General features: G+C 65.8%; 8 protein-coding genes. 4 read left to right on the top strand and 4 right to left on the bottom strand.

The window, feature by feature from the left end; translation table 11 throughout:
* Window positions 1-438 (bottom strand): carboxyltransferase domain-containing protein (locus ACCC94_RS23145; RefSeq protein WP_413351930.1); only part of this gene is annotated, 438 nt, incomplete at its 3' end.
* Window positions 435-1,190, bottom strand: coding sequence for a 5-oxoprolinase subunit PxpA (locus ACCC94_RS23150; RefSeq protein ID WP_413351931.1), 756 nt, complete (start codon window positions 1,188-1,190; stop codon window positions 435-437). The genes ACCC94_RS23150 and ACCC94_RS23145, both read right to left, overlap by 4 nt.
* A 129-nt stretch (window positions 1,191-1,319) precedes the next feature.
* Between ACCC94_RS23150 and lpxO the strand changes: the two genes are divergently transcribed.
* Window positions 1,320-2,219 (top strand): lipid A hydroxylase LpxO, encoded by a 900-nt coding sequence (gene lpxO / locus ACCC94_RS23155; RefSeq protein WP_413351936.1) that lies wholly within the window; start codon window positions 1,320-1,322, stop codon window positions 2,217-2,219.
* Window positions 2,220-2,729: 510 nt separating this feature from the next.
* Here the strand turns inward: lpxO and ACCC94_RS23160 are convergent.
* Window positions 2,730-5,276, bottom strand: a complete 2,547-nt coding sequence (locus ACCC94_RS23160) for a PepSY domain-containing protein (protein ID WP_413351937.1) — start codon at window positions 5,274-5,276, stop codon at window positions 2,730-2,732.
* 178 nt (window positions 5,277-5,454) lie between these two features.
* A complete protein-coding gene (locus ACCC94_RS23165) occupies window positions 5,455-7,758 on the bottom strand; it encodes a TonB-dependent receptor (RefSeq protein ID WP_413351932.1) in 2,304 nt (767 codons plus the stop codon).
* A gap of 201 nt (window positions 7,759-7,959) precedes the next feature.
* Here ACCC94_RS23165 and ACCC94_RS23170 point away from each other — a divergent pair, with 201 nt between their 5' ends.
* The 3 genes from ACCC94_RS23170 (at window position 7,960) to ACCC94_RS23180 (ending at window position 11,341) form a co-directional block, all read left to right on the top strand.
* The gene (locus ACCC94_RS23170; protein WP_413351933.1) at window positions 7,960-8,640 is read left to right on the top strand and encodes a Fe2+-dependent dioxygenase; all 681 of its coding nucleotides are present in this window, start codon (window positions 7,960-7,962) and stop codon (window positions 8,638-8,640) included.
* A gap of 6 nt (window positions 8,641-8,646) precedes the next feature.
* Entirely contained in the window at window positions 8,647-9,441 is a 795-nt protein-coding gene (locus tag ACCC94_RS23175) for a tetratricopeptide repeat protein (RefSeq protein ID WP_413351934.1), read from the top strand.
* 97 nt (window positions 9,442-9,538) lie between these two features.
* Window positions 9,539-11,341: a phosphoethanolamine transferase CptA gene (locus ACCC94_RS23180; RefSeq protein WP_413351935.1), complete on the top strand. Its 1,803-nt coding sequence runs from the start codon at window positions 9,539-9,541 to the stop codon at window positions 11,339-11,341.
* Window positions 11,342-11,651 lie beyond the last annotated feature (310 nt).

The following is an 11,651-nucleotide window of genomic DNA, read 5'->3' on the forward strand; positions in this document are numbered from 1 at the left end:
GAGCCGCCCTGCCCGTTGGCGGTGGGCGATCTCGTGCGTTTCGTGCCCATCGATGAGGAGACTTATCGCGCGGCCGGCGTGCAGGTCGATCACCTGGGTGGCAGTGAGCCCGCACAGCCGGGCGACTTCGCTGAGGTCTTCGCCGGCGTAGCACACGGCGATTTCATGCAGGCGCCCGGCGTCGTTCGCCACGGCGTCGCCGGGCCAATCCGTCAGCGCGGCCTGCACGCGCTCGTGCAGTTGCGGCAGATCGATGCGCAGCAGGTCGTAGTGCAGCAGCAACGTGGTCCAGCCGGGCACGCAATCCGTCAGCGCCACGCCCAGCTCGGTGCGCAAGTGCTCGGCCAGCCGGGCGATGCGCAGCGGCAGCGCGTCGTCGGGCTGCTCGGCAAGAGTGATCAGCAGCGCGGTGGCGCCGAAGGCTTCGATGCGGATCATGCCTGGTCCAGCAGGCCACGCAGGCGCCGCAGCACCGCCAGGGATTCGGGGTTGTCACCATGCACGCAGAGGCTGTCGGCGCGCAGCCGCAGCGGGTTGCCGTCGATGTCCGGGAAGGGCTCGCCGCGGGCGATGGCCAGGGCCTGGTCGAGGATGCGCTGGGGGTCGTGATGCACGGCGTTGGCCAGCCGGCGCGGGGCGAGCTGGCCGTCGGGCAGGTAGGCGCGGTCGGCGAAGGCTTCGAACATCAGCGGCACATCGGCCACATCCGCCAATTGCAGCTCGCGGCTGTTATCGGCCAGGGCCAGCACCATCAACGGCAGGCGCTTGCGGAAGGCGGCGCAGGCGTCGAGCACGGCGCAGAGCAGCGCGTCATCGCGCACCAGGTCGTTGTACAGCGCGCCGTGGGGCTTCACGTAGGCGACCTGGGTGCCGGCCGCCCGGCAGAAGGCATCCAGCGCGCCGATCTGGTAGAGCACCAGGGCGTGGACTTCCTCGGGCGAGCAGCTCATGTGCCGGCGGCCGAAGCCGGCCAGATCCGGGTAGGCCGGGTGCGCGCCGATACTGACGCCTTGCTCCACCGCCAGGCGAACGGTGCGCTGCATGGTCAGCGGGTCGCCCGCATGGTAGCCACAGGCGAGGTTGGCCTGGTCGATCAATGGCATGGCGTGGGCGTCGTCGCCCATGCGCCAGGCGCCGAAGCTCTCGCCCATATCGCAGTTGAGCAGGATTCGCGGGGTGCGCTCGGTCATCGGTCTCGCCATCCTTCGATATTTCCCACAGGGTAAAGCAGCAAATGGCCTTTGGCCTTCGGAGAATACTCAGTCACGTTCAGGAGGAGTACCATTCCCGATCTAGACCCGCGGAAACTCCCCCGAATGATCAAAGCCGCCATTCTGGCCGCCTTCGGCCTGAGCATCGTCTATGTCCACTTGCGTGGGCGGGTGCGCCACAAGTTCACGCGCCAGCTGAGCGACCATTCCAGCTTCCTGGCGCCGATCAACTGCCTGATGTACCTGTTCTCCCGGGTGCCGAGCCGGCCGTATTTGCCCACCGAAGAATTTCCCGAGATGCGCCTGCTCAGCGACAACTGGGAAACCATCCGCAGCGAAGCCCTGCACCTGCGCGACGCCGGCAGCATCAAGCGCTCCGACCAGCTCAACGACGTGGGTTTCAACTCGTTCTTCAAGACCGGCTGGAAGCGCTTCTACCTGAAATGGTACGACGACAGCCATCCCTCCGCCGACGCCCTGTGCCCGAAGACCACCGAGCTGCTGCGGCAGATTCCGTCGGTGAAGGCGGCGATGTTCGCCGAGCTGCCACCGGGCTCGCGCCTGGTGCGCCACCGCGACCCCTACGCCGGTTCGCTGCGCTATCACCTGGGCCTGCTGACGCCGAACGATCCGGGCTGCTTCATCGAGGTGGACGGCGAGCGCTACCACTGGCGCGACGGTGAGGCGGTGGTGTTCGACGAGACCTATATCCACTACGCCGAGAACACCACGGACCACGACCGGGTGATCCTCTTCTGCGATATCGAGCGGCCGCTGAAATATGGCTGGGTGACGGCGTTCAACCGCTGGTTCAGCCGCAACGTGATGGCCGCGGCGGCCTCGCCCAACGACGCGGGGGACAAGACCGGCGGCATCAACCGCGCCTTCGCCTCTCTGTACAGGATCCGCCTGCAGGGCAAGGCGCTGAAGAAGCGCAACCGCAAGCTGTATTACCTGCAGAAGTGGGGTTTCTTCGCGACAGTGCTGGCGTTGTTCCTGTGGATATGAACCGCCTTTGAATCTGAGCCGCGCCTGAAAACAGAAAGGCCTCCGCATTCGCGGGGGCCTTTCTGTTTGCGGTGCTCCGAGAAGAATCGCCAGCGGAGCGCAGCGCCTCCCTGTAGGAGCGAGCTTGCTCGCGATCCCGCCCAGCGTCGGAGCCGCTCGGAAATCCGTTCGCGAGCAAGCTCGCTCCTACGAAAAGCAGACGCTGCCCAGCTCCGCGCCGCGTAGGAGCGGACTCCGTCCGCGAATTGCCACCGCCACACCGGCCTTGCCGGCTGGCCACCACCGCCTCAGATGGCACCCTGCCGAAGTGCCTACCGACCAGCGACGTTTACGCCGCGCCGGATTCGCGGACAAGGTCCGCTCCTACAGATCCAGATCAGGCCTGCGGCTTGGGCGGAACGTGGGGAACCCGTTCGCGAGCAAGCTCGCTCCTACGAAAAGCAGACGCTGCCCAGCACCGCGCTGCGTGGGAGCGGACTTCGGCCGCGATCGGCTACACCCAACGCCCGGTCAATACACGTCGCGCCGGTAGCGGCCGCTCTCCAGCAGCGTCTCGACCTCGGCATCGCCGAGTATCTCGCGCAGGGTGCGGTCGACGCCCTCGGCCATACCTTGCAGGCTGCCGCAGACGTAGATGGCCGCGCCGTCGTCGAGCCACTGCGCGAGGACTTCGCCGCTGGCGCGCAGGCGGTCCTGCACGTAGACCTTCTCGGCCTGGTCGCGGGAGAAGGCAACGTCCAGGCGCTGCAGTTCGCCGCGCGCCAGCAGGCCTTCGAGTTCCTCGCGACAGTAGAAGTCATGGGCGATGTTGCGCTCGCCGAACAGCAGCCAGTTGCGCGAACGTCCCTCGGCCACGCTCGCCTGCAGCAGCGCGCGCAGGCCGGCGATGCCGGTGCCGTTGCCGATCAGGACCAGCGGGCGGTCGTCCTCAGGAAGGTGGAAACTGCGGTTGCGCCGCAGCCGCAGCAGCAGGCTGCCGCCTTCGGGCAGGTACTCGGTCAGCCAACCGGAGCAGATGCCCAGCGAGCCGTCGGCGTGTTGTTCCTGGCGGACGATCAACTCCAGGGCGCCATGACTGCGCAGCGAGGCGATGGAGTACTGGCGCACCGAGAGTCTGATCAGCGCATCAACCACCGCCTGGCCATGCTGGCCGACCAGGTGTTCCAGGTTGCTGGGCAGCAGGCAGCCGGCCAGGGCGTCCTTGAGCGGCATGGCCAGGCCATCCACCTGCACCCTGGCGGCGCCGTCCAGGCCGAGGCGGTCGAGCCATCGGGCGACGAGGAAGTCCGGCTGGCGCGGAACGATTTCCACCAGGTCGCCGGCGGCCCAGTCGATCTGCGAATCGCTGGGCGCAGAGAGACGCAACAGCCAGGTGGATTCGCCCTGGCTGCCAGGATTGAGGTGCTCGCGACCGCTCAGCGTCCAGACCTCGAACGCCGGCGCAGTGAAGGCCGATTGCGGTGCGGCGCCGGAAAGTTCGGCCAGGCGGAGCTGCCAGTCGTGCAGCGCGGCAGCATCGCCGTTGTCCACTTCGACGCCGTCGAACAGCGGGCGCGCGCCCTGCCCTTGCAGCCAGCCCTGCATGCGCCGGGCGAAGCCGCAGAAGTGTTCGTACTGGCGGTCGCCCAGGGCGAGGATGGCGAAGCGCAGGTCATGGAGTCCCACGGCCTGGCCAAGCACCTGGCGCTCGAAGCCGCGGGCGCTGTCCGGCGCTTCGCCTTCGCCGAAGGTGCTGACCACGAACAGTGCGTTGCGGGTTTGCTCCAGCTGCGCACGATCCAGCTTGCCCAGCGGTTCGACACGCACCGGCAAGCCGGCGGCCTGCAGCTGGCCGGCACTCTGCCAGGCCAGTTGCTCGGCGAAGCCGCTCTGGCTGGCGTAGCCCACCAGCCAGGAATCGGCGCCAACGCCGCTGCCAGCCAGTTCGCCACGGGCAGCCTGGGCCGCGCGCTTCTTGCGGCGGCGGTCGAGGTAGAGCAGCCAGCCGGTGATGAAGAACAGCGGCATGGCGAGGCTCGCGAGCATCATCAGGATGCGCCCGGTGAGGCCGAAATAGCTGCCCACATGCAGGGCATAGACGCTGGTGAGCAGTTGCTTGCCGGTGCTGCTGTCGTTGTAGCGGCGATCCTTGAGCAGCTTGCCGCTGGCCGGGTCGATGGTCATCTCGTTGAAGGCGCGCTCGTGGGCGGCGTCGTCGAGGAGGTAGAACACGGTGGCCGGCTGGCCCTTCACCGGGGGCAGCCGCAGGTTGTAGGCGGTCATGGCGGCGCCGCCGGTCTGCTGGATGGTGTTCCAGATGGCGGTGGCGTCCACCACTGGCGGCGGGCCTTCGGGGGCCGCGCCGCGTTTGCCGCCGCGCTGGCCGCCCTTGGCCTGGCCGGCCGGGGCATCGTCGAGCAGCTTGAACAGGCCGTTGCGGTACCACTCGTAGGACCAGTACAGGCCGGTCAGCGAGGCCAGGAGATAGAACACCAGGCACCAGGTGCCGGCCACGGCGTGCAGGTCCCAGTTGAAGGCGCGGCCCTTCTTGCGCCAGTCGAAGGTCAGCCAGGTGCGCCAGTTCAGGGCCTTGCGCGGCCAGCGCAGGTAGAGGCCGGAGAGGCAGAAGAAGACCAGGATAAGGGTGCAGGCGGCCGTGATGCGCTGGCCGACTTCGCCAGCGGCGAGGAAGCGGTGCAGTTGCATGATGAACATGAACGCGCCCTCACCCACCGGCGCAGGCAGGGCCTGGGCGGTGTAAGGGTCGACATAGCGCGATTCGCCACGGCGCTGGCCCGGCGGCGGGGTAAAGAACAGGCGCGCGGACTCCACGCCCTCGGTCCTGAGCCAGACGAAGGCGACCTTCTTGCCCGGCTCGGCGCTCTCCACCCGGCGGATCAGTTCGTCCATCGGCAGCACGGGCTCGGCGCGCTTTGCCACCACCAGGCTCTCGGGGTTGACGACGCGCAGGATCTCATCCTGGAACGACAGCATCGCGCCGGTGACACCCATCAGCGCCAGCACCAGACCTGCGCTGATACCGAACAGCCAATGCAACTGGAACAGGACTTTCTTCAACACCGCGGCTTCACCTTCGCAGACCCTCCACGCAGGGCGGGCATTTTAATGAGAATTGATCGCAAACGCAGCCAATTTAACAATCTTTACCCTGGCCTTACCTTCGGCTCAGGGCCGGACAAAGAAAAACCCCGGCCGAGGAGCATCGGCCGGGGCGGGTCGCCAGAAGTGCGCGACTTCAGAAGTGGAAGTTGGTGGACAGCAGGACGGTGCGGCCGGCTGCCTGCGACGCGTAGTGCGAGGCGTAGGCCTTGTCGAAGTACTTCTTGTCGAAGACGTTCTGCACGTTGAGCTGGAAGTCGACGTTCTTGCTCAGCTTGTAGGCAGCCATCGCGTCGTAGCGCCAGTAGTCCGGGACATACATGGTGTTGGCCACGTCGCCGTAAACCTTGTCGACGTAGAAGGTGCCGCCGCCGATGGTGGCGTTGGGCAGTACGTCGTAGGTGGTCCACAGGCTGAAGCTGTTCTCCGGGGTGTTGGGCATCTGGTTGCCGTCGTTGGACGGCGCGGTGGCGTTCACCGTACCGCTACGACCGGACCTGCCCGCCTTGACCAGCTCGCTGTCGAGGTAGCTGTAACCGGCGAAGACCTTCCACTTGTCGGTGATCCTGCCGCTGGCGGACAGCTCGATGCCGTCGACGCGGGACTGGCCGGCGTTGTCGTAGGTCTGGTTGGAGACCAGTACGCGGGCATTGTCCTTGTCGGTGCGGAAGATCGCTGCAGTCAACTCCAGGCGCTCGTCGAGGAAGTTCCACTTGGTGCCGATTTCGTAGTTGGTGGTTTCTTCAGGCTCCAGGTTGTTCTTCACCGCGAAGGTGTCGACCGAGTTGGAGGTGTCGCCGTTGTCCAGCATGCTGCCCGGCGGGGTCGCCGAGGTAGCGTAGGACGCGTAGATGCTGCCGTTGGGCGCCGGCTTGTAGACCACGCCGGCCTGCCAGTTCCAGAAGCTGGAGCTGTCCTCGAACTTGGTGGTGGGGCTCACGCCGTGGTTCTTCGCGGTGGTCTCGAAGCTGTCGAAACGCGCGCCGACGTTGACCTGCCATTGCTCGTTCAGATCGATGGTGTCGAAGCCGTAGATCGCCTTGGTGGTGGCGACGGTGTTCAGCGGCTTGTAGTTGCGGACGATGCTGCCGTTCCACGGATCGTGCGGGTTGGGGTTTTCCAGGCTGGTGCAGTTGTAGCCGCTGGGTGCGCCGACGATGGCCGGGCGGCACTTGTTGGCGCCTGCGCTGGAACCGGTGTTGGTGTTCACCGTGTAGCCGTCGCGCTTGCTGTCTTCGCGGGTGAACTCCAGGCCGGTGGTGAAGCTGTTCTTGAAGCCGGCCAGGTAGAACTCGCCGAACAGGTCGGTCTGGTTGGTCGCCGTGGTGGTGGTGCTGATGCGGTTGTTGTTGCGGCGCCAGACGGTCCCGTTGTTGATGTTGCCCTGGCTGTCGTCGGGCTGGGTCCAGATGTAATCCTGATGCGCGGTGCCGTAGCGCAGGGTGTTGCGCAGGCTCAGGGCATCGTTGAAGTCATGGTCGAAGGTGATGGTGCTGGTGTCGATGCGGCTCTTCTGGAAGTCGCGATCCTCAAGGCCGTAGTAGTTGTCGCGGTCGACGTTCACCGGCTTGTCGGGGTTGTGCTTGCTGCGGTCGGCGCTCTTGGCGTACGGGATGCCCGAGTCCGGCGTGTCGTCGCTTTCCAGGTGGTAGTGGCTGACGGTGACGCGGGTCGGGCCGTTGAGGCCGAAGGTCATCGACGGGGCGATACCCCAGCGGCTGGCATCCACCGCCTGGCGACCGGCGACGTTCTGGTCGTGGGTCATCAGGTTCAGGCGGAAGGCGGCATTGCCGTCGAGGAATTCCTGGTTGGTGTCGAGGGTGTAGCGGCGGGTCTGGTCGGAGCCGTAGGTGAAGCTGCCGTTGGTGAAGTTGCCGGCCTTGGCCTGTTTGCTGATCAGGTTCAGGCTGCCACCGGCCGAGCCGCGGCCGCCGAAGGCTGAGTTCGGGCCCTTGCTGACTTCGATCTGCTCGAGGTTGAAGACCTCGCGGGACTGCGCGCCGGTATCTCGGACGCCGTCGACGTAGGTGTCGCTCTGCGCGTCGAAGCCACGGATGAACGGACGGTCACCCGTCGGGTTGCCACCCTCGCCGGCGCCGAAGGTGATGCCCGGCACGGTGCGCAGCGCATCCTGCAGGGTCAGCGCGCCAGTGTCCTTGATCACCTGCTGCGGCACCACGGTCACCGAGCGCGGCGTATCGAGCAACGGTGCGGTGTACTTCTTCGACGCAGACTTCGCCACGTTGTAGGTCATCGGATCCTGCTGCTGTCCGACGACGGTATCGGCGTCCAGCGACAGCACGTCCTGACCGGACTTCTTCGGCGAAGCCTCGGCAGCGTGGGCCAGATGGGTGCCGGACATGGCGGTGATCGCCACGCCGACGGCGCTGACTAGAAGGCGCGGCTTGCTGCCGGCGAACTCGGTGGATTGACGCGACATCGAAACTCCCTCCCCAGGGGTCATGAAGGCCGCGCAATTTATTGCAATTGAGAATTTGTATCAATTCACATTCATTACCATACGCAGATGATTTACAACTTTTACACTTTCCCCCTGTCGGAAGCAGGGGTATGGCGGTTGTGGCGGGATGTTGCAAATCATTATCATTGGCAAATTATCCAAGCTGATGGAAACCGCACCATGCTGTTGCACATTCCCGGCGTCTTCACCCGTGACGAGGTGGCGCGCATCCGCGCCGCCCTGGAACAGGCCGAGTGGGCCGACGGCAAGGTCACCGCCGGCTACCAGTCGTCCCGCGCCAAGCACAACCTGCAACTGCCGCAGGATCATCCGCTGGCCCGCGAGATCGGCGAAGCCATGCTGCAGCGCCTGTGGAGCAACCCGTTGTTCCAGTCGGCCGCGCTGCCGAACAAGGTTTTCCCGCCGCTGTTCAACTGCTACACCGGCGGCGGCTCCTTCGACTTCCACATCGACAATGCCGTGCGCGACACCCAGGGCGGCCGCGAGCGGGTGCGCACCGACGTCTCCTCGACGCTGTTCTTCAGCGATCCGGAGGACTACGACGGCGGCGAACTGGTGATCCAGGACACTTATGGCACCCAGCAGGTCAAGCTGCCGGCCGGCGACCTGGTGCTCTACCCCGCCACCAGCCTGCACAAGGTCAACCCGGTGACCCGTGGCGCGCGCATCGCCTCGTTCTTCTGGACCCAGAGCCTGGTGCGCGAGGACAGCCAGCGCGCCCTGCTGTTCCAGATGGACCAGTCGATCCAGGCGCTGACCCGCGACGTACCGGACCATCCGGCGCTGATCGAGCTGACCGGCACCTACCACAACCTGCTGCGCCGTTGGGTGGACGTCTGAGCCGCCATGAGTTTCGTCCTGCGCCGCACCGAAGAAGTCAACGTCGAAGACCTGACCGGCCAGCTCGCCGATAACCCGAGGCAGACCGCTCGCCTGATCCTGGCCGGCGCCCGCAAAGGAGACATCAAAGCCCAGGCGCTGCTCGGACAGATCCTCCTCGACGGCCACGGCATCGAGCAGGATGTCGGCCTCGCCCTGACTTGGTTCGGCATCGCTGCCGAGCGCGGCCATGCGATGGCGCGCAACATGCTCGGGCGCTGCCTGGAGCATGGCTGGGGCTGCGCGAAAGACGAAGCCGGCGCCGCCCGGCATTACGCGATTGCCGCGCAGCAGAAGCTCGACTGGGCCATGTACAACCTCGCCAACCTGCTCTCCACCGGCCGCGGCGTGGCGCGCGACGACGCCCGCGCGCTGGCGCTGTACCAGAGCGCGGCGGCGCTGGGGCATGCCAAGTCGATGAATCTGGTCGGGCGCTTCCACGAGGACGGCCTGGCGGTGCCGCGCGACCTGGATACGGCGCACCAGTGGTACCGTCGGTCGGCCGAGGCCGGGGATTTCCGTGGGCAGTTCAGCCACGCCTCAGTGCTCGTCGAGCGCGGCGACCTGCCTGCCGCGCGCATCTGGCTGGAGCGCGCGCTGGAAGGCGGCAATCTCAATTTCCTGCGCGTCGCCCGCGACCAGTTGGCCGCTTCCATGCCGCCGAGCCTGCAGGAGGTGACCCTGGCCTATTTCCAACGCGCCGCCGAACTGGGCGACGACTCGGACCTGCAGCGTCTTGCCCAGCAGATGGGCGTTGCCTGACGCCCCTTGACGTAATTTTCACGCCCGCCCTGCTATCTTTGCCGGCTAACCTGGTTGCCGGAGCGTTCGGCAGCCGCCACGTAACGACGAGGCGCAAGTGTCGAACACCACATCCCCCGTAGCGCGCAAACGCGTGGACTGGGCCGCCCTGGGCTGGCTCCTGCTGTTCTTCTGGTACTTCTCCGGCGTCACCCAGGCGCTGATCCTGTTCAGCGGCACCACCGGTTTCGCCGGATTCCGTGACGCGTTCTTCCTCAGCAGCCTGTGGCTCGCTCCGCCGCTGCTGCTGCCGCGCTTCACCAAGGGCATCGCCGCCGTCATCGGCCTGGTGCTCTGGGGCGCCTCGCTGGTGGGCCTGAGCTACTTCGGCATCTACAAGCAGGAGTTCTCCCAGAGCGTCATCTTCGTGATGTTCGAATCGAACACTGCCGAGGCCGGCGAGTACTTCAGCCAGTACTTCAGCCTCTGGCTGTGCCTGGCATTGCTGGCCTACAGCGTCGTCGCCGTGGTGCTGTGGAAGCGCATCCGTCCCATCAGCATGCCCGCCTACGCCCGCGTGCCGCTGGCCGTGCTGCTGGTGGTGCTGAACCTGTTCTACCCCTTCTACAAGCAGATGGTCACCCAGGAGCGCACCTTCGCCCAGGCGCTGGAAAAGGTGCAGTCGCGCATGGAGCCGGCGGTACCGTGGCAACTGGTGGTCGGCTACGTCCAGTACCGCCAGCAGCTGGACAACATGCAGAAGCTGCTGCAGCAGAACGCCTCGCTGCCGCCCCTGCAGAACCTCAAGGACAGCAGCGGCGAAGCCCCGCGCACCCTGGTCCTGGTGCTGGGCGAATCCACCACTCGCCAGCACATGCACCTGTACGGCTACGGCCGCGATACCACGCCGAACCTCGACGCGCTCGCCGCCAGCGGCCAAGGCCTCACCGTGTTCCAGAACGTCGTCGCGCCGCGCCCCTACACCATCGAGGTGATGCAGCAGATCCTCACCTTCGGCGATGAGCAGAACCCGGACAAGTTCCTCACCGATCCGTCGCTGATCAACCTGATGAAACAGGCGGGCTACAAGACCTTCTGGATCACCAACCAGCAGACGATGACCAAGCGCAACACCATGCTCACCACCTTCTCCCAGCAGACGGACGAGCAGGCGTACCTGAACAACCAGCGCAACCAGAACGCCAGCCAGTACGACGGCGTGGTGCTGGACCCGTTCGAAAAGGCCCTGAAGGACCCGGCGCAGAAGAAGTTCATCGTGGTCCACCTGCTTGGCACGCACATGGACTACCGCTACCGCTATCCGGAAGAGTTCGCCTACTTCAAGGACCGCCAGGGCGCGCCCTCGGCGCTGTCGGATGACCAGGTGGAAACCTACAACTTCTACGACAACGCGGTGCGCTACAACGACTTCGTGGTGTCGAGCCTGATCAAGCGTTACTCGGCGGCCAACGCCAACGGCTTCATGCTCTACCTCTCCGATCACGGCGAAGAGGTCTACAGCTCGGGCAACCACGACCGCCTGGGCCGCAACGAAATGGACCCGACCCGGCCGATGTACACCATTCCGTTCATGGTCTGGACTTCGCCGAGCTGGCAGGCCGAGCACCCGCGCGACCTGCAGGCGGCGGCCAAGCGTTCCTACAGCAGCTCGCACCTGATCCACACCCTCTCCGACCTCGCCGGCCTGAGCTACGACCGTTACGAACCGGCCAAGAGCCTGGTGAACGCGCAGTTCGCCGCCGCCCCGCGCTGGATCGGCGACCCGTACAAGAAGGACGGCCTGCACGAGTTCGACAAGCTGCCGCAGGACAAGGCCGCACAGGAGCAGGAAATCGCCAAGGACGCCAAGGCGCCGACCACGGCCCAGGCGCCGGAGCAGACGAAACCCAAGGAGGGTTGAGTCTGCGGTGATGGCACGAAAAACGCCCCGCTATTGCGGGGCGTTTTTCATTCTGTCCCAACGGTATGCAGGACAGCATCGGTATCGCAAGGGGGAAGGCGGCAGAGTGCGGTTCGCGAGCAAGCTCGCTCCTACGAAAAGCATCAGCACCGTAGCTAGCTTTGCTTTGACTCTGAAGACTTCCAGAGAAACGTCAGCGCACTCCGACGGCCCCGTTCAGGAGGCCTCGTTGAAGCGCAGTTTCAGGGGTTGAGCGACATGGATGTCGCGAGAGCGCTGTCGGGCCAGGGATGGCCCGTCAGCGCGTGCC

This window comes from Pseudomonas sp. Pseusp97, from assembly GCF_047304025.1.
GTDB lineage: Bacteria > Pseudomonadota > Gammaproteobacteria > Pseudomonadales > Pseudomonadaceae > Pseudomonas.